The sequence below is a fragment of the Neobacillus niacini genome, assembly GCF_030817695.1.
GTDB classification, from domain to species: Bacteria; Bacillota; Bacilli; order Bacillales; family Cytobacillaceae; genus Neobacillus; species Neobacillus niacini_F.
Window position 1 is genome coordinate 99,729 of sequence record NZ_JAUSZQ010000003.1, and the last position, 22,882, is coordinate 122,610.

A 22,882-nucleotide genomic window follows, 5' to 3' on the forward strand; every position below is an offset into this window, starting at 1 on the left:
ATTGGAATTTAATAAATGGAGGTACAAAAAATGCTAATACTAAGATGGAAAACAATGAAGGTAAAGTATTAAGCGAACGATTACATGAGACAGAAACCTACTAGCGTTTAAAGAGTATATGTATCCTCCCTTTAAATGCGTATTTGATGCCATTCTCTTGATTTGCTGCTTCCGCGTTTGGATTATATGCGCCATATGGGTAAGCCATAAGGACTGGATCTTTATTTGTAATAGACTTTAAGTATTGGTTTGCTGCTTTAATTTCTTCTGAGGATTCTTCCTTAGTTATATTAGAGTTCCAAAGCACGGTTTGTTCATGAGTTTTGAATGATTCTGGAGACTGACATTAGGTTCATTCGTGAGGCTTTTGAAGTCAGGTTTAGCATCGTCAAAGGTTAATAGAATCGGATTTACAGGAGCCGCTTCTCTTCCTTCCATGATGTTTACATATGGTCTGCTGACAAGGTATTGTAACCGTTATTATTAAGATACTGCATAGTCTGTTCAAACTTTTCAACGGTGGTATCCGTCCATTCATTAGTAGGATTTTCAACAATTCGATGATACAGTAGAACTAGAATATCATTGTTGGTTTCCGCTGCTAGCCTGTGTAATCCAGCTTGACGGGATTATCAAAATAGCTACAAGAAGTAATGAAATAAATCTTTTCAACTTTCTCCTCATTTTCTGCATTCCCCCATAAAGGATTTTAATATAACGGTAAAGCGCTTTAAAAAAGACAAACATCCTCTCATTCTATAATTCTAGCTTGGTACCCCAAATAATTAACCATAGCATACTAAAGATAAAACTTAAGAAATTAAGTATTCTGTCTAGTTGCCGGCAGGAAAAAAACAAAGTATGATTCGGAGGGGAATTAATTCTTTTAAGTTTTGTTTCATAAGAGGTGTTGAAATGATTCATAATTATTTAGGGCAGACGATTCGTTTTGAAATAAAGTATAAAAAGCGTACATCGATGAGCATTTCTATCGATTTGTATGGAAATGTTGAAGTTCAGGCGCCTAAAGGAATTTCCGATGAACGCGTAATTCAGGCTCTAGAGGAAAAATGGGAGTGGATCCAGCAAAAACTAAAAGAAATGAAGGATAGAACCCTCGGACCAACGGTGAAAATATATGAACATGGTGAAAGCTTTCTTTATTTAGGCAACGAATATCCTATTCAGATTTCTCATGATATAAATATCCAGCAAGACTATGTAATGTTTGGAGAGGAAAAGTTACATATTTATGTGAAACATCTTGAGGATGAAAAAATAAAACAAGCTTTAAAACGGTTTTATTATCAACAATGTAAAATGATAGTCGAGAGAAGTATAAAAACTTATCAGAGCAATTTTAAATCAAAGCCGCGGTCTATCCGGATTACAGATAATAAGACGAATTGGGGAACCTGTGATTCGAGGCAGCAGTTAACCTTTAATTGGAGGCTGGCGATGGCGCCGCAGAGTGTGATTGACTATGTAGTCGTTCACGAAATGTGCCATATGGTCCATCTGAATCATGATCGCTCCTTTTGGAGGCTTGTTGGTAAAATACTTCCCGAATATAAGCAACAGGAGAACTGGTTAGCGTTATCCAGTTGGAAAATGACTGTTTAACATTTGAAACGGATATACTTGTGCTATGCAAATAGCAATCTTATTGGAGGTTAATAAATGGAGAATAATGATATATTAATTCGTTTACGATATGCGCTAGATATAAAAGATACAGATATGGTTGAGATTTTTAAATTTGGCGGAGTTGAAGTAACAAAGGAAGAAGTGCTAAAAATCCTTACAAAACCAAAGGACAGTTACGATGACGAAGATTATTATGAAGGTGATGTAGCTGAAGATGAGGAACATATTAAATGCACGAATAGTATGTTGGAGTCATTTTTAAATGGCTTTATTACTTTTAAAAGAGGTAAGCAAGAACCAAAACCAGGACAGCCTGATACACCAGTACCTTCAAAGAGTAAAGAAAGTATTAATAACCAGTTATTAAAGAAGGTGAAGATAGCACTGGCCTTAACCAGTGAAGATATGCTCGATATCTTTGAAAAAGCGGGAATTACGGTAACAAAAGGTGAATTAAGCGCCATGCTTAGAAAAGAAGGACATAAGAATTATAAGCAGTGCCTTGATAAATACGCTAGAAATTTCTTAAAAGGATTAGCTTTAAAAAATAGAGGATAAAGGACTACTAAGGCAATTCTAATAGTAAATTACAGAAGATGAGACCCCCTAATTTTAGGGGGTTTCTTTAATAATCCTATGAAATCCATTATTCTTTTCAACGAATATGTTCTGTCCATAGAAATACAGAAAAGTAAAAATAGTGCACATTAAAGTCAGAATCGTGTATCAATCAAAGTAAGCCTTTCCATTATAGTGAAATTATAAATAAAAAAGGAGGTATGGTCCATGGATAATAAAGTGATCAAAACGAGTTTACCGGTTAATTATGTACACAAAAAAACATTTTGGACAAATAATAAAAAAGAAGCTTTATTTGGTTGGCTGTTTTTATTACCTGAAATAATTGGAATCTTGCTACTTTATGTATTTCCTCTAGTATTTTCACTTGTCCTTAGCTTTTCTGAATGGAATTTAGTTGGGGGATTACAAGCAATACATTTTGCAGGGTTTGATAATTTCATTAAATTATTTGAAGATGAAAAGGTACTGTTGGCTTTAAAAAATAATTTCATTTTTACTATTTTTACTGTTCCAATTGGAATGTTCCTTGCGATTGTACTAGCGGTCATTATTCATACGAAGGTTTACATGTCAAGCTATTTTAAAATCGCGTTTTTCATTCCTTATATTTCCTCCATTATTGCAATTGGCGCTGTATGGAGTGCACTCTTCCATCCATCACTTGGACCCATTAATCAATTTTTAGTTGGGTTAGGGATTGAGAATCCGCCAATGTGGTTAGCAAGTCCGAAGACCTCTATCATTTCAATTATTATTATTACGATCTGGGCCGGAATTGGTTACCAAATTATTATTTACCTTTCTTCATTATCAAGTATACCTGAAGAATTATATGAAGCAGCAAGTATTGATGGTGCATCACAGCTTCAACAGTTCTTTAAAATTACCCTTCCATTGCTTGGACCAACAAATGTCTTTTTATTTATAACATTACTGATTGGTTCATTTAAGGTATTTGATCTAATTGCCTTTTTAACGCAAGGTGGTCCAAATAACTCTTCAACAGTTATAGTATTCCGGATATATGAAGAAGGGTTCCAACAATTCAATATGGGTTATGCATCCGCGATTTCATGGTTATTATTTATCATTGTTGGAATTATTACCTTAATTAGCTGGAAACTGCAAAAACGGTTTGTACATTCTTGATGGGGGTGAATTAAATTGAAAAAAAAGCTTGATATTAGTAAAATTTTATTCACAATTGGTATGTTAGTATTATCACTCTTTTTCCTCGTTCCATTAATTTGGATGTTGTCGGCAGCATTTAAATTTGAAAAAGATGTAATGGTATTTCCAATTCAGTGGATTCCGAAAGATTGGAATATCGTTGAAAACTTCAAAGCGGTTTGGATGAGCGAAATTCCTTTTTATAAATTCTATTTCAACTCTATTAAACTAGCGGTTATTCAAACATTGGCGACACTGATATTTTCTGCAATGGCGGCATTCGCCTTTAGTAAGCTTCAGTTTAAAGGCAGGGATTTCGTTTTTGCCCTTGTCCTTAGTTTTATGATTATACCGGAACAAGGAACTTTGGTACCTAGGTTTATATTGATAAAATGGCTCGGACTTTATAATACACATGAAGCGTTAATCTTAATGGGGTTATTCTCTATCTACTTTACCTTCCTAATGAGGCAATACATGCTTGGAATTTCCAATGAGTATATCGAAGCTGCAAAATTAGATGGGGCAGGCTACTTCAAAATCTTTTGGAAAATCATTATACCGTTATGTAAACCGATTCTTGCAACTGCTGGTATTATTAAGTTTATTTGGATTTGGAATGATTATCAGGGACCACTGATCTTTTTACTTGATAAAGAACTTTATCCCATTACACTAGGCCTGCAGCTATTTAAAGACGATTACGCAGATAACTTTGCTGTTCTAATGATGGCTTCACTCTCTGCTATTATTCCGCTTGTTATTGTCTTCATCATCATGCAAAAGCAAGTGATTAAAGGTATTGCTCTTGGCGGTGTAAAAGGTTGAGGGTGATTAAAACTAGTAAAAAAAGTGCACAAACAGTATCAAATTGTGCACCTTCAATAAATCGAACAGTAGGTATAATGTGAAATGTAAGCGATTAACAAAAAAAGAGGGGGATCCAAATGATGTTTAAAAAGAAAGCAACTTTAGCTTTAAGTACGGCGTTTCTAGCAATGTCTCTACTCTCAGCTTGTACAGGTGGTTCAGAGTCAAGTTCAAGTAAGAGTGAAAAGCCTAAAGAGGAAGAAAAAGTAACAATTAAGTATTACAACTGGGATAACGAGGTAATGCAGGCTTCAACAGCAAAATATATTGAGCAGTTTGAAAAAGAGAATCCAAATATTAATGTTGAACATGTACCGCTTGTGCCAGGTAATTCACTTGAATCGCTTAAAAAGCTTGATGTATTAACGGCATCCGGTGAGGAAATTGACGTTTTTATGACCCCAGCTATTGATCATATCTACCAGCGCGCAGCACAGGGGGTTATTGCACCACTGGATGACTTATATAAAGAAAATAAGTTAAAGCCAGAAGAAGAATACTTGGTTAATCCTATCTATAAAGGAAAAAATTATGGAATTTTAACTAATATTACTACCAATTTTGTGCTTCTTAATAAAGATGCGTTAGACGAGGCGGGTCTTGAAGTTCCTAAAGCTGGTTGGACATGGGATGAATTTAGTGAATATGCTAAAAAATTAACAAAGGGAGAAGGCACTGAAAAACAATATGGTGCATACTTCCATAACTGGGGATTATATGCGAATCCAATCGCTCAAGTACACCTTAAGCATCCATTTATGACGGAAGACGGTAAAACAAATTTTAAAGATCCTTCCTATGAGTATTTCTTTAATCTAAGACGTCAAATGGAGAAAACGGATAAATCCATTAAACCTTACGCTGACGTAATTGGTGCAAAACTAAACTACCGTACAGAATTCTTTAATGGTGACGCGGCGATGTTATTATCTGGTACTTGGATGATTGGCGAGACCGGTAATGTTCAAAATAATCCACATGATTTCAAAACAGCGTTTGCACCAGTGCCTGTTATGAAAAAAGGTGATAAAACCGATATCTTCACGGGCGGACACTATTTAGCAATCGGTGAAAGTTCAAAAAATAAAGAAGCTGCCTTTAAATTTGCGCGCTTTGTTTCTACTAACTTAACCGATGCAAGAACAGAGGTACCAGGTTGGAAAAATGGAGAGGCGCAACCATTAGTAAAAAAATGGATCGAGGGTAAAGAAGAGTTATATGATGTCGACTCACTAATGTATACTTTATTTGACAGTCAGGAAGCTTTACCAGCATCAGATGTCTCCATCACTTATGCAGCGCAATTAGATAAAATTTTAGGCGATGGATTTAGTCAGTTTATCCTTGAGGATAAATCCGCAAAAGAAGTTCAACAGTGGATGGCTGATGAAGCAAATAAAGTAATTAAAGAAAACACAAAATAGAATGTAATAAGCAAAAGGCGCCTATGTAAAGGGTGCCTTTTGTTCCATTAACCAGCATATAGTAAGTGGTAAATTTTGAACCAACATGTAGCGAATTTTTATAGTAGAATAATAGCAACGTTGAAATCAAGTCTAAAAAGGGTGGCAGTGATTTATTATGAACAAATTAAGCTACTATCAAAAAATACAGTCATCATTTATTCTACTAATCTTGCTCCCAATATTAATCATATCGATATTGTCCTACAAAACAACAAAGGATAACGTGGTTGAAAAAATAGAACTTTCAAATCGTTCTGTATTAAATTTAGTTTCCAAAGATATTACAAAATTAGTCGATGATTTGTATTATGTTACTCATTTTTACGTAAAAAACGAAGAGACCATTCAAATATTGAACGATTTTAGTGAAACAGAAAAAATAGTAAGGTATCGGGATTATCAAAATTATCATAAGGTAATTGCTTCTTTTGACTATATATCAATAAAAATGTTAAATGCCGATATTCATATGTTTCTGATTAATAATAAAGGGTTTATCGTTCCTTATAATAACGGTATCTCCGTTAGAAATGCTTCCTTAACTGTTTTAAAAGACCATTGGAATCGGTTGCAAAATCGAATAAATGTTGATCAGTCAAGTCATTTACAAGCATTAGGACTGGTTAATTATTTGAACCAAGAGGAAAATTCCTATTACTACTTTAGTCGAGTAATTAATCACCCTGAAAATGGAAGGCCATTAGCTACATTAAATATAGGAATCTCGAATGAATATTTTAAAAGATTATTTGAATCTGACAAGACAGGGAAGCTTGCGTTATTTGATGAGAATGGAAAGTTGATTGCAGGGGATCCTTCAATATCTTTCATGGATGAAGATAAGCGAAATCGAGAAATAAGGGACGAAGTGTTAATTCCGATTTCAAAATGGAGGCTTATTCATGAAACCTCGAATGAAGAAGTAACAGGACAAATTACAAAAAACTTTTTACTAAGTTCAGTATTAATAGCTATTTTCTTTTTTATCTTTTTGTTGATTTCACTTTTAATTGCAAAAAGATTGCATCGTCCCATTCAAAAATTGACCCACGTTGCTACCCAGTTTGGTAAAGGAAAACATGATGTTCGTTTTTTACCTGAGGGCAGAGATGAAATCAATGAATTGGGAAGGACAATTAATCACATGTTAGATGAAATAAATGGGTTGATTGAAAAAATTGAGCATGAACAAAACGAGAAGCGGGCCATTGAGCTGCAGGCATTATTCGCACAAATTAGGCCGCATTTTTTGATTAACACCTTAAATTCTATCAAATGTAGTTTATTTATTAATAATGATTATAAACATGCTGATAAAATTAACGCCTTAATGAGTTTACTAAGAGCTTATATGAAAATAGATGAACCTGCCACGATTGAAAGTGAATGCAAACTGTTATCTCATTATATAGAAATCATGAAGATGAGAACGGAAGTGAATGTAGAATTGAAAGTTGAAATGGAGGATCAAGTTAAAAATATTAGTTTACCGAAATTATTACTACAACCCTTTATAGAAAATGCCATTGTACATGGATTTTCTGAAAAAACAGCTGGAGAAATAACCATCCGAGCCAATAAAATGGATCAATCAATCTTTATCATGATAAGTGACAATGGAAAAGGAATGAGTGAAAATCAACTTTTTGAGTTAAACCGCATGTTAAAGAGTGACTTTGAACAAACCTCCTATAATCGAGTTGGTTTAATGAATATTGCTAAGAGACTAAAGCTTTATTATGGTTCTAATACAGATATTGTGCTTCAGCAAAATGAAAATGGCGGCATAACGATTGTTATTCAAATTCCGTTTGATGGTAAGAGAGGTGAAAAATAGATGATTAACATTATGCTGGTTGATGATGATGTACCAATGATTAAATATCTGCGCCAACTAATCAATTGGGAAGAACTTGGCTTAAATGTTGTGGGAACATCCTACTCAAGTATAAAAGCCTTAGAGATGTTTAAACAGTTTAAACCAGATTTAGTTATTACAGATATTGGATTACCACAAATGAATGGACTTGAACTAGCCTCGGAACTTAAACAAATCAAACCAGATGTGAGAATGATTTTTTTAACCTGTCATGAGGATTTCCATTATGCACAAAAAGCCATTCAGCTAAATGCCGATAGTTATTTGATTAAGGATGAGCTAACAAAAGAGCAGCTCGAAGAAAGTTTGAAAGATTCGATTAATAAAATTAACGAAACCTCTGTTAGCTTAGAAGGTTTATCCTATAAGGAAATACTCAACCGGAATATTGAAATACTGAAACATTCGTTATTCGACCGTCTTATTAAAAGAGATGAGCCTGAAATGTTAATCCAGTTTGCAAAAAAACTTGATATTAGTTGGCAGTATCCTTCGTTTATTTTAGGAACGGGTCACATATCCTTATCAACATTTATGGAAAAGTATTCCTATCAAGATCTGTCCATAATTAAATATGGATTTTATAATATTGCTTGTGATGTCGCTAAAAAATATCACGGAATTACATTTTTTAATGAGGAAGAATCCATTGTTTTTGTTTACAACTATCGTCAAAATATAAAATTTGATCATCATCAGTACATTCAATCTTTATTAATAGGGATACAAGAGAAAATTTTTGAATTATTAGGTCTGGAGATTTCTTTTATCTATGGACGCCAATCCTTTGATATAAAAAATGTTGGGTATGTTTTCCAACACATGATTCACAATCGATATCGTTTTTTTTATCATACTGAACTGATTTTGAATTGGGATAAGCAGACCAAACAAAGCGCTTTTTACCCGATTAGCCGTCTTCTAGACAAAGAGATGAGTGAACTTATTATCGCTGTAAAAGAAAAAGACAGTAAAAGAGTAAAAGATATATTAACAGTTATCACTCAAACTGCATCGGAAAAGAATCTTGACCCTGAAGAATTGAAAAAGGTTATTGCACGGAGAATCCGTTTAATTGAATTACAGTATATTGAAACGGGAAATGAAGAGTTTTATTCGTTTCTTGAGGAATGCGGAAGACTAAGTGATGTAGTAAAACTTGTAGAAAACAAGCTTACACAGCTTATTCAATGGAATGGAAAAATGGACGGAGCCAGCAGCAGAGAGCCCAAGTTACAAGAAATTGATCAGTACATTGTTCAGAATCTTTCTGAGAATGTTACATCCACAGATGTGGCCGCTCATTTATATATGAACCCAAGTTACTTCTCCCGTTATTTTAAACGATTGACGGGCGAAAATTTTACCGATTATGTTCATCGTTTTAAAATCGGTGTCGCCATAAAAATCCTTGAGCAAACGGGAGAATCAGTAGAAGAGGTCGCAATAAAATGCGGCTATTCAGATCGAACTTATTTTTCGAAAGTATTTAAAAAATATACGAAAATGACGCCGAGGGAGTACCGATCAAAAGTAGGTTATTAGTTACGATCTAATTATATTTCGATAGAAAAAGATAAGTTAAAGAAAAGAGTCAAAATTTTCCCTAAAATTCAAAGAATATTACACCTTCCCCCTGTTTTTCAATAGTAAACTTTAGAAAAAAAGAAAGGAGAATTTTAATTGTAAGCGGTTACTGTTGGAGAGTGTGAAACTAGTAATCACACTTAATTCTAGAACGGAGGGGAAAAAAGGTGCATAAAGCAATGAGTATTTGTTTGACTATTTTCTTTATTATAAGTTCGGTTTTACCTGTGAAAAAAGTTGCAGCTGAAGAAACACAAAAAATGAATTTAATACAAAACGGTGGGTTTGAGATAACAACCAGTAACATTAATTGGGCAAATAATATTGGGCCTGCAATTTGGGATATTTGGATTCCGAGTGGTAATCCAGTGTTAACGATTGATTCTGAGGTCTATCATGAGGGTGGGAAGTCCATTTCGATCAATGCTTCTCAGATAAGCAGAGCGGATGTACTACAAGATGTTGCCGTCAAATCAGGCCGAAACTATCAAATATCATTTTGGTTCAAAACAGAAAATATTGAAGCATCATGGGGAGGACTGTTTGTCCGAACACAGTATTTTGATAGTAATGGTAAAAAAGTTAGTGATGGACCAGCTACTGAAAAAATAAAAGGAACACATGACTGGAGCTTAAAGGAATTAAATTTAGCTATTCCACAAAGTGCAAGTAAGGTACGAATAGAGCTATTTTTTGAAACGGCAAAAGGTAAAGCATGGATGGATGATGTAACAATGAAGGAAACAGTAAAAAAAGTGACTGATTTTACGTTACAGGAAAATGCTGTTACGTTAGAAATAGGGAGAACAATGACCTTAACTCCGGTATTTACACCTGCCGATGTGACGGACAAAACCGTTTTTTGGACATCTTCCAACCCTGATGTTGCAGGGGTTAACGAAACGGGCCTTGTTACAGCAGCAGCCCCAGGGGTTACAACTATTAAGGCAACATCAAAAGATGGTGGATTTATTGCAGAGTGTCTAGTAAGCGTAGATTCTGCTGAGGATATAGAATTTTATGAAGAGCTCCGAGTCAATTGGTTTAATGAACTAACGGGCAACCAACAATATAATCCTAACGATCAGGATGCGGTCAACTATATTCGCAGTTTAGTAGAAAAAGTTACAAACGATGCTGGAACAGGTTTATGGGATACGATGAATAAGTCAGATAATCGCACGTCCTTGTGGAATGATAGAGCAAGTACAACTGATTCATCTCAAATTACTAATTCCTACCAACGATTAAAAGATATGGCTCTTGCATATTCTATCGAAGGTTCATCTTTGTATGGTAATCAAACGTTAAAGGAAGATATTCTTAGTGGATTGGATTGGTTGTATACCTATCGTTACAATGAAAATAAAAATGTTTATGGAAATTGGTGGGATTGGGAAATTGGAACCCCTCAAGCGTTGAATGATATAGTTGTGTTAATGTATGACGATTTATCTTCCACTCAAATTAATAAGTATATAAAAGCAATTGATAGGTTTGTTCCGGATCCTACGACACGAGCTTCTCTTAATAATCCAGACTTCCGTGAAACAGGTGCCAACCTTTTGGATAAGGCTCTTGTTGTATCTGTTCGCGGAGTAATTGGAAAAAATAGTGCGAAAGTATTGCAGGGCCGTGATTCAATTAGTAAAGAATATCTTTACGTGAATAGCGGGGATGGTGTTTATAGGGACGGTTCTCTTGTTCAACACTATAATATTGCGTATACGGGCGGATACGGAGCAACTTGGCTGGGTCGTACAGCTGATATGTTGTATTTGTTAAAAGATTCGCCATGGGATGTCAAAGACCCGACTGTTAGTAATGTGTTTAACTGGGTAACCGATTCCTTTGAACCACTTATTTATAATGGCGCCATGATGGACATGGTTTCGGGAAGAGGTATTTCAAGGCAAAGCACGAATGAACATGCAACTGGCAGAGCAACAATTTTAAGTTTACTTCGTTTGGCTGATGCTGCTCCTGTTGAGAAGGCAGTCGCTATTAAACGAATGGTCAAAGAGTGGATTCAAAAAGATACCACATTTACCAATTATGCTAATGGTTTATCGATTTATCAAATCAATCTTTTGAATTCTTTAATGAGTGATCCTACGATTGAGCCTAGGGGAGAGTTAGTAAAGAATCAAGTCTTTGCAGGAATGGATCGGGTCGTTCATCTTCGTCCTGGATTTGGTTTTGGGATTGGTATGTTTTCTGATAGAATTTCAGGTTTTGAGTATGGTAATGGAGAAAATAAAAAAGGTTGGTATACAGGAGCTGGTGCTACTTATTTATATAACAATGACCTAAAGCAATTCAGTAATGCTTATTGGCCAACCGTAGACAGTTATCGATTACCGGGTACAACAACTGATCAATCAAAAGGAACGTTGAAGGATTGGGAAAGTTACTATAACCCAAGAACATGGGTTGGGGGGTCTACTCTCGATGGAATTTATGGTACTGCTGGAATGGATTTCTCCCTTGAAAAACTGACTGGTAGTTCATTACAAGGAAAAAAATCCTGGTTTATGTTCGATGATGAGATTGTTGCCTTAGGAGCAGGTATTTCGAGCTCAGGTGAGTCTAAGGTAGAAACAATTATTGAAAATCGACAATTGAATAATAATGGAGACAATAAGCTGACCGTTAATGGGGAAGAAAAGTTAAATCAACTCGGTAATTCTGAGACCTTAAACAGTGTTAAATGGGCTCACTTAGAGGGAAGTGTTCAAAGCTCAGATATTGGCTATTATTTCCCTGAATCAACTAGTCTGTATGGATTACGTGAATCGAGAACAGGGACTTGGAACGAGATTAATAATGGCGGATCCACTGAACCTATTACAAGAAACTATTTAAGTTTAGCGTTTGATCATGGGAAAATGCCTATAGATGCTTCCTATTCGTATGTACTTCTCCCCAATAAAGATGTTACCCAAACAGAAAGATATAGTAGTGATGCTAATGTAATTGTCCTTGCAAATACATCAGCAGTTCAAGCAGTAAGAGAAAAGACACTTGGGATAACAGCGGCAAACTTTTATCAAGCAGAAACAGTAGACTTTATTACCGTACAAAGCCCTGCATCTGTCATGGTACAAGAAGAAAGTAATGGGTTGACTCTTTCTGTATCTGATCCAACGCAAAAACAAGATAAAGTTATCGTGGAATTAAACAAAACAGGCATAGAAGTAGATAAAAAGGATGACACAATTACAGTTCTACAAACATCTCCAACACTAAAGGTTGAAGTGAATGTTGCCGGTTCGATAGGGAAAACACATTCCATCAAATTTGTGGATAAAACATCCCCTACCGTACTAGCACCAGAATCACTAGAATTCTATCGTACAGATTCAGTCAATCCGGAGCTTGAGATTTCTGATTCCTTTAGCGGTGTATCTCGTAAAGAATTCACGTTAGATGGAGTGGTGGTAAATACTCCAGAAATACAACCGTTTTCACTATCTATAGGAGATCATACTATTGAGGTTACCGCAACCGATCGGGCTGGAAATGTTACGAACGAAACCATTAGGCTAAAGGTTAAAATGGATATTGATCATTTAGATGAGGCAATTAATTATGGAAGGGAGAAGGAATGGATTACGGATGAAGGGATAGCTACTAGTCTTCTATCAAAGGTAAACAACATCCAAAATGGAAAGAGTGAAGATCAACAAACACGAAATAGTTTAAATGCATTGGAAAATCAAATTCGAGCCTTATCCGGTAAAGAGATTGATACAACCTTTGCAAAAATGTTGCTTGAAGATATTTCTAATTTCCTTAAACTTTCCTAGATGAATTTTGCTTTTATGATCACTTTGCTAATACCATTTGAATATCGCAATTAGTATAACTAGGGGGGAGACACGAAATGTCTCTCTCCTTCTTTTTGGCAAAACTAAATAAATCATTTCATAGGTAAAAATAGTGCACATTTTTCTGTAAATCTCACATATTACATAACCTCGTTTCCCATTACACTTTGTATAAAAGGTTAGTAGAAAAAAGTTTTGATCTAAGTTGAAATGTTAGGAGAATGTATTCATGTGGAAATTTGCGATTGAAGATGCAGTCGAAAAAACGACAAATAATATTGACCATTTTGGTGATTTATTCCCCCATGTCAGCATGAATGGCAAAAAATATGAGTTGAACGATAATGACGATTGGACCGATGGCTTTTGGTCAGGTATGTTATGGCTGTGTTATGAATATTCTAATGATCCAATTTTTAAAGAAAAGGCCCAAAAAACGGTTGAAAGCTTTCAAAATCGCTTAAATAAAAATATTGTTCTCGATCATCATGACATTGGATTTTTGTATTCGCTTTCTTCTAAAGCCCAATGGATGATCGAAAAAAACGAGGCAGCAAGAGAACTAACTTTGCAGGCTGCAGATAAGCTGCTCAGCCGTTGGCGTGAAAAAGGTCAATATCTGCAAGCGTGGGGGCAAAAAAACGATGAAAAAGAAGGCGGAAGAATCATTATTGATTGTCTGCTTAATCTTCCGATTCTCTATTGGGCGAGTGAACAGACAGGAGATCCTAAATATCGGGATGTAGCGGAAGCTCAAGCGGAAAAAAGCAGGCGCTATCTTGTTCGTGGTGATGACAGTTCCTATCATACGTTTTTCTTTAACCAAGAAACAGGGGAGCCCATCGGTGGATCAACCCATCAAGGATATACAAATGGTTCGACATGGACACGTGGCCAGGCATGGGGAATCTATGGATTTGCCCTTTCCTATCACTATACGAAAAATCCACTTTATTTAACTACAGCAAAAAGAGTGGCAAAATATTTTATTGAACATTTACCAGAAGATTATGTCTCCTATTGGGACTTTAATGCACAAGTAGAAGAAAGTACACCTCGTGACAGTTCAGCAACCGCAATTGCAGCATGTGGATTACTTGAAATAATCAGCCATTTAAATAAAGACGACTCGGATCGAAAATACTTTGAAGAGGCTGTCATTAAAATGATGAAGTCACTTGTTGATAATTATTCGACAATTAATGAAAAAGATGCGGAAGGGCTTCTAAAGCATGGCTCCTATCATGTTCGAGGTAATCTAGCGATCGATGATTATATGATTTGGGGAGATTACTATTATCTTGAGGCTTTAATGCGTTTTGAGAAAAATCATAAAGGCTACTGGTATGAATAATCATAGAGTCAAGCCTCCTTTATCTTTTCCTGATGATGAAAAGGAACTTCTTGTAATGCTGGCAAAAAGGCATTATCGCGAGGATGTTGAACGGGTAGGTGCTGTAGCTGAGCAAGTAGTCAATCGGGTGTTTGTATTTCAAGAAGCATGGGACATGGAACGGTCTAACATCCCTGTCACGTTCAAAGCAAAAATCGATTGGACCTATATCCCATCTGAAGATCCAGAATGGACGTATATGTTAAACAGGCATCGTTACTTTATCCCGCTTGGTCAAGCATACCTGTTAACAGGGAATGAACGATATGCTAAAAGCTTCTGTGAACTGCTCTCGGATTGGATTGATTCCAATCCTAAACAATCAAATTCGACAACGCTGACATGGCGAACCATTGATGCAGGCATAAGGAGCGGCAACTGGATAAAAGCCTATGATTATTTCAAAAATAGTCCCCATTTCACTACCGAGCTTTTTGAAAAAATGCTTCTTTCTTTATATGAACATGCTCAATATCTAGCTGATGAATTTTCGAATTGGAAAGCGATTAGTAACTGGGGTGTCATTGAGAACAAAGTTTTATTTGAATTATCAATTTTTTTACAAGAATGTAATCATGCCAGCATTTGGCAAACTTTAAGTTTAGAGCGATTAAAGAAGACTGCACGTCTCCAAATTATGAAAGATGGAATGCATTGGGAGCAGTCACCCATGTATCATAACGAAGTTCTTTTATGTTATTTAAATACGGTTCACCTTAGCCAAAACAATGGAATTGATATCGATCCATTAATAATAGAAGCAACAAGAAAAATGGCTTATGCAGATGTTTTCATGGCGAAACCTAATCATCATCAGCCGATGAAGGGGGATAGTGACAGCTTCGACCTAAGGGATATCATTACTCGGGCGGCTATCCTATTAAGGGATCCCCATTTAAAATTCAGTGGTTTTCCAGCAATCGATTTTGAAAACTTAATGGAATTTGGGTTAGAGGGTATAGATATTTACCAAAAGCTTCCTGCAGAGAAACCAAGGGATCTTTCCATTGGATTTGAGGATTCAGGAAACTTTTTCATGCGCTCCGGATGGGAAGAAGATGCCCTATATCTGTATTTTCACTGTGGACAGTTAGGTGGCGGCCATGGACACGCGGATCTTTTTCATATAGACGTTCATGCCTACGGAAAAGAATTTTTAACGGACCTCGGCAGATTTAATTATAGTGATTGTTATCCCTTAAGAAGGGAATTAAAAAGCGCAATGGCTCATAATACCTCTCTCGTGGATGGAGTAGAATTTACGGAGTGTATCGACACTTGGGGCTTTGGCAGGATTGCAGCTCCACTCATGACAAAGTGGACTAGCAATGAACAGTTTGATTATGTTGAAGGCAGTCATGATGGTTACCTGCATTTAGACGACCCGGTTTATACCCGCAGAAGAATTGTTTTTGTAAAGCCATTTTACTGGCTGCTGGTGGATGAGTTCGACTGTAAAGGTGAACATATCTTCTCACAGAGCTTTCACTTTTCACCTGGTGAAATCGAGTTAAATGAAACCACAAAAAGCTACGTTACCAAAAATGAAAAGGAAGCAAATCTCCATCTCATTCCGATCAGCCCAACTTCTGTTACTGCTGTAATGAAGGAGGGGAATATCTCGTATGAATACAATCAGGTTGAAAAAAACATCAGTGTTCACTATGAAACCAAATCAACGGGGCCAACGGCTTTGCTGCAGCTTATCTATCCGCAGAAACCAGCCGAAAACGAAATCCCCACTGTGAAAACAGTTGAAGTTTATGATTTATTTGGAGAAATTGTTGACCCCAAAGATGCACAAGCCATTAAAATTTATATGCCTCATCTGCAAGAGGAGCATTTAATCATCGTTTGTCATAAAAAGCCATCCCTGCACCGAATGTCTTATTGTATTGACGGGACTCAGATTTTTGGCGAGATTGTTCTCATCAAAAGAAAAGGTGCAGAGGAAGAAGTGATTCTTATTAAATAGTACTAGCATGAGAGACAGATTTAACTTAAAAAAGAGGAGTGGTGATGATGGAAACGAAGGGAATGCTTTCAGGGATATATCGAGTTTCAGAGAAAGTCATGATGATTGCCTATACAAACATTTTATGGATCTTGTTTTCACTGCTCGGGTTTGTGCTAATTGGTATCATGCCCGCAACGGCTGCCATGTTTGCCGTCATGAGGAAGCTGATTATGGAAGAAGAAGAAGAGGTACCAATTTTTAATTTGTTTTGGAATAAATATAAGCAAGAATTTGTGAAAGCAAATCTTTACGGTTACTTATTATTACTTGTTGCTGCTGTTTTTTTTCTGGATGTAATGTTATTTCAATCCCTAGATGGATGGCCATTTACCTTTCTTTCCATCCTATCTGCCGGATTATCGCTGGTATTTTTCGCCGTTGTCCTATATTTTATACCACTCTATGTCCATTATGACTTATCATTCTTTCAATATATAAAAACAGCATTCTTATTAACTTTTATACACCCAATTCAAACAGTTATCATGATTATTTCCGGGGCGGTCATTGGATTCATCTTATTGCTGCTTCCTGGCTCAATATTTTTCTTTAGCGGAAGCTTGTATTGTTTTATTGTAACGAAAACAGCTTTGAAGGTATTTGCTCATGTAGAAGAGCAAAAAGTGGTTATAGAAGGGGAGAGCCAATATGGCGAGTATTCAATTTGATAAAAATAGCTGGATTATTGATGGGAATCGGGTTTTCATTAAGTCAGCGGCTGTTCACTATTTCCGCCTGCCTCGAGCAGAGTGGGATGAACTGCTAGATAAAGTAAAAAAAGCAGGCTGTAATTGTATTGAAACCTATATTCCTTGGAATTGGCATGAAGAGGCAGAGGGTGTATGGGACTTTGCAAACGATAAAGATTTGGGAACTTTTTTAAAGAAGTGTGAAGAAAGAAATCTGTATGTCATTCTGCGGCCAGGACCATACATTTGTGCGGAATGGGATTTCGGTGGTCTGCCATGGTGGCTGAGTTCCAAGGAAAATATGAAATACCGCTGTTATCATGAACCATTTTTACACTATGTAGATCGGTATTTTGACGAATTAGTACCGCGGATTCTTCCTCATTTGATCACGAATTCAGGTACAGTCATCATGGTTCAAGTTGAAAATGAGTTTCAAGCACTTGGAAAACCAGATAAAAAGTATATGGAATATTTACGTGACGGACTCATTACAAGAGGGATTAATGTTCCATTAGTAACCTGTTATGGAGGCGTAGAGGGAGCGGTTGAGTTCCGGAACTTTTGGTCTCATGCAAATGAACATGCAAAAATATTAGATGAGAGATTCGAAGGCCAGCCAAAAGGAGTTCTTGAATTCTGGGTTGGTTGGTTTGAACAATGGGGCGGACCGAAAGCTAATCAAAAAACAGCTGGGATGTTAGAAAAAGCTTTATATGAATTGCTGCGAGAAGGGTTCACAGCAATTAACTATTATATGTTTTTCGGAGGAACGAATTTCGACCATTGGGGCGGGCGTACGATTGGTGAACATACATTTATGATCACATCGTATGATTATGATGCACCCCTAACGGAATATTTACAAGAAACACCGAAGTATCAGGTAATAAAACGAGTTCACAGCTTTATTGATTGGGTCGAACCGGTATTAACAAATCCTACGACAATTGAAGAGTGTACCGCACTTCCTGAAGGGCTGCAAGGCAAAACAGTACAGAGTAAAGCTGGAAGTATTACGTTTCTTACCCATTCGAAATCGGAGCGAGCCATTCACAAACTTTATAGCCCAGAGGATCAATATCAACTCAGTATTACCATTGAGCCAGATGGAATTTTACCTGTCGTAAAGAATATAAAAGCAGGAAAATTAGCCGGGAAAACAGTGAAGATTTCAGCACTCACTGGATATACAACTGGTTTTTCAAATAATAACGGTACGGTCTACCATGAAACTGGGCAGCAATCCTCACTGGTTTTACAAGTAAAAGATGTTGATGAACTTTCGATTTCCTGTCCATATCCGCAGCGTTATGAAAAGCTAAATAGTGGAGAATTGCAATTCACATTATTTCACGGCTCAAAATCACAGGTAATTTCCATTAAGGATAGTAAAAATGACTGTTTTGAAATCATCGTCAATGATCGAAAGACGGTGGAGAACGATGGCGAAATCATTGATGCTGAAGCGGAGGTTACATTTTCATTAGCAGATTGGTATCAGGCGTCAGAAAAAATGGATGAGTCTATAAGCAGGGAATCTGTTAAACCGCTGGACTTTAGTTCATTTGGACAATGGAGTGGATATTTATCGTATACGGCACAGTTTAAATCGAACGAAACGGGTCAAAAAACGTTAATTTTCCCAAGAATTGAAGATCCAGCACGAGTATTCCTTAACAATCAATATATCGGACTTGCAAATGATTTAGGGGCAGCTTCTATCGAGCTTCCTGTTAAAAAAGGCAATAATAGCCTTCGCTTCCTGGTTCAAAATATGGGTCATTACAATTTCACACAAGCTTTAGGGGAACCGAAGGGAATAAGTGAGTCACCTAGTCTTGATGGAATTGTTGTTGACTTATTAGATGGCTGGAAAGTAGAAGGTATCGGTAAAGCACATTCATTAAGAAATGTTCCGGAAATCGAGGGAAGAATTTCGTTTTTAAAGGAATTTGTCAATGATCAAGGCTTTGATAAAGCCATCCTTGTTGGAGAAGGACTTCAAAGATTGCGCTTGAATAATGGAGTTCCAGTCATGCTCATAACGAACGAAACGGCTTGGAATCGTTTTGATGCACCATATGGAGTGGCTGATGCAGGTCATCTCTTAAATGATGGTTTTAATGAATTTGAATTTGATGGGCAGGGGCTCAAAGGAATTTCGAAATTAAAGCTTTATTTATATAAGGAAACAAAACAAATTGAAAATTGGACAATACAAAGTGCTGCACTTTTAAACCAACCGAAGGATTGGCAAAAGATTGATTATAGATTTAGTAAGGAAAAGGTTGAACCATGTTGGTATAAAACCACCTTTACAACATCATTGCAATCTACTGATAATGTAAAAGTGAAGATACGTTTGGATGGGTTATCGAAAGGTACTTTCTGGGTGAATGGTTTTTGTTTAGGCCGATACTGGCAAATCGGACCTCAAGAAGAATATAAAATCCCTGCAAGTATTTTATACCAGGAAAACGAATTGATTATTTTTGATGAGGAAGGCTGTTCACCTCTGCAAGTAAAAATAGAAACGATTTAATGCGATTTTTTATCCTTTTAAAACAAATAACAAAAAACAAGCCCTGCTAGGTTTATATTACCTTGCAGGGCTTTTAAAATTAGTCTTCTATAATATCTTTACGGTTTTTCTTAAACATTTTAGATAATACTTCATAAACGATTGGCACAATAATTAGTGTTAATAACGTTGAACTTGTTAAACCGCCGATTACGGTAATACCAAGACCTTTGGAGATTAAACCGCCGCCGCCCTGGCCGATTGCTAGTGGAATTAATGCACCGATTGTTGCGATAGCCGTCATTAGGATTGGACGCAGACGTGTTGCGCCAGCCTCAAGTACTGCTTCACGCATCGTCAACCCATCACGTTCCATATGAATAATCCTGTCTACGAGTACAATCGCATTCGTTACAACGATACCAATTAACATCAATAGTCCCATCATGACTGAGACAGAAATGGTTTCGTCTGCGATTAATAAACCAACAAAAGAACCAATTACTGCAAATGGTAATGAGAATAGGATCGCAAACGGTGCGACACCTTCACGGAAGGTTACAACTAGGATAAAGTATACAATCGCAATGGCTACAAGCATAGCCATACCAAGCTGTGTAAACGTCTCCGTCATATCTGCCTGAACACCGGCAACACCGATGGTAACACCTTTCGGTAGATCTAACTTATCAATTTCTTTATCTACTTCTGCAGTTGCTTTTGAAATATCCTTATCAAGGATTGTTCCTGAAACCGTTGCATAGTATTCGCCTTTGCTGCGTGCAAGTGTATTTAATGTTGTACCTTTTTCAACTGTTACCAGTTCAGAAAGTGGCATTGTCGTACCAAGTGCTGTCGGAACTGGGGTTGCTAAAATGTCGTCAATTGATTTTGGCTGTGCAGCTTGTTCCTGCTGAACGATTACTTCTAATTCGTTGCCGTCCTTTTCAACCGTCGTTAATACATCTTGTGTCTTTGTTGGGTTTAACATCATAACGATTTGACCAGTTGTTAAACCATACTGCAGCAATTCGTCTTGTTCAACTTTGAATGTATATTCAATGAATGCTTCCTCAGCGCTTGAAGAAACATCTTCAAGGCGATCATTTTTGCTCAGAACGCCTTCTACCATTTTTACAGCTTCATTTAGTTTATCTAAATCTTCACTGTAGAACGTGTAGCAGACTTCATTGGAAGCCATCGATGTAGGAGCGAAGTTTTGTGACTTCCATTCCCCTGACTGGCCGATATTAAACACATAATCTTCGATTTCTTCACGGACTTCCGGGAAGTTTTCCATTTCTGGGTCAAAAATAAGGTACATTAACGCACCATCTCCGCCACCGCCCATCATTGCAGCCATCGGATCTCCAGCTTCCGTTACAGAAATCTGAACGATGTCGATATCGTCATGTTTAAGCATTTCTTCTTCTACTGCTGCAACGTTTGCTAAGGTTTCATCCTTAAGTTCGCCAGCTTTCGGTGTGTACGTTAAGTACATAACCTTTTCTTCCTCGCTGCCCATAAAGCTAAAACCAATTAATGGTGTTAATCCCAAACTGCCGGCTAATAGAACAACAGCAATTATCGACGTAATCACCTTATGGTTTAGCGTCCAGCCAAGGACACCTTTGTACCAGTTCGCTAATTTACCAACTTCTTTATGGCTGCTTTCTGTCTTCTCACCATATAACTTTTTCTTAAATAAGAAGTGAGACAACGCTGGAACGATTGTAATCGCAACAATTAACGAAGCGCCAAGAGCAAATGTCATGGTTAATGCGAAGGGCATAAATAGCTCGCCGACCATACCGCCAACAAAGATAAGTGGTGCAAATACTGCAACTGTAACTAATGTTGATGACAGGATAGGTTTAAACATTTCGATGGTCGCTTCACGGACAAGCGCACGCCCTGATAATTTTTCCTCTTTTAAATGGAGACGTCGATAAATATTTTCAACTACTACGATGGAGTCATCGATTACACGGCCGATGGCAACCGTAACGGCACCGAGCGTCATAATATTGAGAGTTATCTCCATCCAGTTAAGCAGCAATAATGCCATGAAAATGGATACTGGAATCGACACAATCGAAATAATGGTTGATTTAAAATCACGTAGGAATAGAAGAATGATTAATACTGCAATTAAACCGCCAAATAGTGCTTTTTCAACCATTGTTTTAACGGATTCTTCAATTGGTGCACCTTGGTCGAGTGATACTTCGATGACCAGGCCATCAATTTTTTCCTTTTGTTCCTCGATTAAATCCTTCACACTGTTTACTACATCTACAGTGTTTGCTTGTTGACCTTTGACAATTTGAATCGCAATCGCATTTTCACCGTTCGTACGTGAAATCGATTGTACTTTACCAACTACTTCAATTTCAGCGATATCGTTAAGCTTCACAAATGGTGAAGGTTGATTTGCAGATGGTGTTACGGGAATAAGCATTTCCTTTAGTTCATCCGCTGTCATAAACTTCCCATCTATTGCTACGGCTTGTTCGCCCTCTTCAAATTCATAAAGACCTAATGAAACAGCAAGGTCACTTGCTTGAATCATTTGCTTTACAGTATCTTCTTTTAAGCCATATTCAGCCATCTTTGCTTCGTTATACGTAAGTTGAACTTCTTCGATATGTTGACCTGTAATGGTGGCAGAGGCAACACCATCAATTTTCTCGATCTTTGGAAGGATAATATCCTCAACAGTTGATGTTAATTCAACGATATCCTCTGTTGTACTACTTATACTTAGTGCCATAACTGGCATCATGTTCATGCTAATGGCTGTAATGATCGGTTCTTGTGCATTTTCTGGAAGCTTAACTGCTTCTAATGCAGATTTTAATGCACGATTTGCTTCGTCCATATCTTCACCGTATTCATATTCAACTTGAATACTCGACATATTTGCGTTTGAATTAGAATAAACGGATTTTACACCCTTTAGGTTTTCTATCGCTTTCTCTAAAGGTTTGGATACGTCTTCCATTACCTGCTCTGGAGTTGCTCCTGGATATACATCCATGACCATTAAGTATGGTATTGAAATATCTGGAATTGTCTCCATATTCATTTTTGTACCTGAATAAATACCAGAAACTGTTATAATTATTGTAAGTAACCATACTGCCAGTTTGTTTCCTAGAACAAAGTTGACTAAACCTTTCACACTTTCACCTACCCTAAATTGACTTATCTAGCCCATTTATTTAT

Annotated in this window: 14 protein-coding genes; 12 read left to right on the forward strand and 2 right to left on the reverse strand. The window is 36.7% G+C overall.

Features of this window, described 5'->3' with window-relative positions; genetic code table 11:
• Nucleotides 1-100 precede the first annotated feature (100 nt).
• The gene (locus QFZ28_RS24135) at nucleotides 101-307 is read right to left on the reverse strand and encodes a polysaccharide deacetylase family protein (protein ID WP_307197181.1); all 207 of its coding nucleotides are present in this window, start codon (nucleotides 305-307) and stop codon (nucleotides 101-103) included.
• A 608-nt stretch (nucleotides 308-915) separates the two neighbouring features.
• Here QFZ28_RS24135 and QFZ28_RS24140 point away from each other — a divergent pair.
• The 12 genes from QFZ28_RS24140 (at nucleotide 916) to QFZ28_RS24195 (ending at nucleotide 19,675) form a co-directional block, all read left to right on the forward strand.
• Nucleotides 916-1,623 carry a M48 family metallopeptidase gene (locus QFZ28_RS24140; protein WP_307197182.1) on the forward strand — a complete coding sequence of 236 codons (708 nt, stop codon included), beginning with the start codon at nucleotides 916-918 and terminating at the stop codon, nucleotides 1,621-1,623.
• A gap of 57 nt (nucleotides 1,624-1,680) precedes the next feature.
• A complete protein-coding gene (locus QFZ28_RS24145) occupies nucleotides 1,681-2,205 on the forward strand; it encodes a YehS family protein (protein WP_307197183.1) in 525 nt (174 codons plus the stop codon).
• Between the two features lie 228 nt (nucleotides 2,206-2,433).
• On the forward strand, nucleotides 2,434-3,378 hold the full coding sequence (locus QFZ28_RS24150; protein WP_307197184.1) for a carbohydrate ABC transporter permease: 945 nt from the start codon (nucleotides 2,434-2,436) through the stop codon (nucleotides 3,376-3,378).
• A gap of 60 nt (nucleotides 3,379-3,438) precedes the next feature.
• On the forward strand, nucleotides 3,439-4,227 hold the full coding sequence (locus QFZ28_RS24155; RefSeq protein ID WP_307197755.1) for a carbohydrate ABC transporter permease: 789 nt from the start codon (nucleotides 3,439-3,441) through the stop codon (nucleotides 4,225-4,227).
• A 122-nt stretch (nucleotides 4,228-4,349) separates the two neighbouring features.
• Complete coding sequence (locus tag QFZ28_RS24160; RefSeq protein ID WP_307197185.1) at nucleotides 4,350-5,693, forward strand: ABC transporter substrate-binding protein; 1,344 nt, start codon at nucleotides 4,350-4,352, stop codon at nucleotides 5,691-5,693.
• 157 nt (nucleotides 5,694-5,850) lie between these two features.
• Nucleotides 5,851-7,572: a sensor histidine kinase gene (locus QFZ28_RS24165; RefSeq protein WP_307197186.1), complete on the forward strand. Its 1,722-nt coding sequence runs from the start codon at nucleotides 5,851-5,853 to the stop codon at nucleotides 7,570-7,572.
• Nucleotides 7,573-9,159 carry a response regulator transcription factor gene (locus tag QFZ28_RS24170; RefSeq protein ID WP_307197187.1) on the forward strand — a complete coding sequence of 529 codons (1,587 nt, stop codon included), beginning with the start codon at nucleotides 7,573-7,575 and terminating at the stop codon, nucleotides 9,157-9,159.
• A 302-nt stretch (nucleotides 9,160-9,461) separates the two neighbouring features.
• Nucleotides 9,462-13,010 (forward strand): polysaccharide lyase family 8 super-sandwich domain-containing protein, encoded by a 3,549-nt coding sequence (locus QFZ28_RS24175; RefSeq protein ID WP_307197188.1) that lies wholly within the window; start codon nucleotides 9,462-9,464, stop codon nucleotides 13,008-13,010.
• A 250-nt stretch (nucleotides 13,011-13,260) separates the two neighbouring features.
• A complete protein-coding gene (locus QFZ28_RS24180; RefSeq protein WP_307197189.1) occupies nucleotides 13,261-14,385 on the forward strand; it encodes a glycoside hydrolase family 88 protein in 1,125 nt (374 codons plus the stop codon).
• Nucleotides 14,351-16,399: an alginate lyase family protein gene (locus tag QFZ28_RS24185; RefSeq protein WP_307197190.1), complete on the forward strand. Its 2,049-nt coding sequence runs from the start codon at nucleotides 14,351-14,353 to the stop codon at nucleotides 16,397-16,399. Before QFZ28_RS24180 ends, QFZ28_RS24185 begins: the two co-directional genes overlap by 35 nt.
• Nucleotides 16,400-16,446: 47 nt before the next feature.
• On the forward strand, nucleotides 16,447-17,109 hold the full coding sequence (locus tag QFZ28_RS24190; protein ID WP_307197191.1) for a YesL family protein: 663 nt from the start codon (nucleotides 16,447-16,449) through the stop codon (nucleotides 17,107-17,109).
• Nucleotides 17,090-19,675 (forward strand): beta-galactosidase, encoded by a 2,586-nt coding sequence (locus tag QFZ28_RS24195; RefSeq protein WP_307197192.1) that lies wholly within the window; start codon nucleotides 17,090-17,092, stop codon nucleotides 19,673-19,675. The genes QFZ28_RS24190 and QFZ28_RS24195 overlap by 20 nt, the downstream gene beginning before the upstream one ends.
• Before the next feature lie 79 nt (nucleotides 19,676-19,754).
• Here QFZ28_RS24195 and QFZ28_RS24200 read toward each other — a convergent pair whose 3' ends face one another.
• On the reverse strand, nucleotides 19,755-22,838 hold the full coding sequence (locus QFZ28_RS24200; RefSeq protein WP_307197193.1) for an efflux RND transporter permease subunit: 3,084 nt from the start codon (nucleotides 22,836-22,838) through the stop codon (nucleotides 19,755-19,757).
• Between the last annotated feature and the right edge of the window lie 44 nt (nucleotides 22,839-22,882).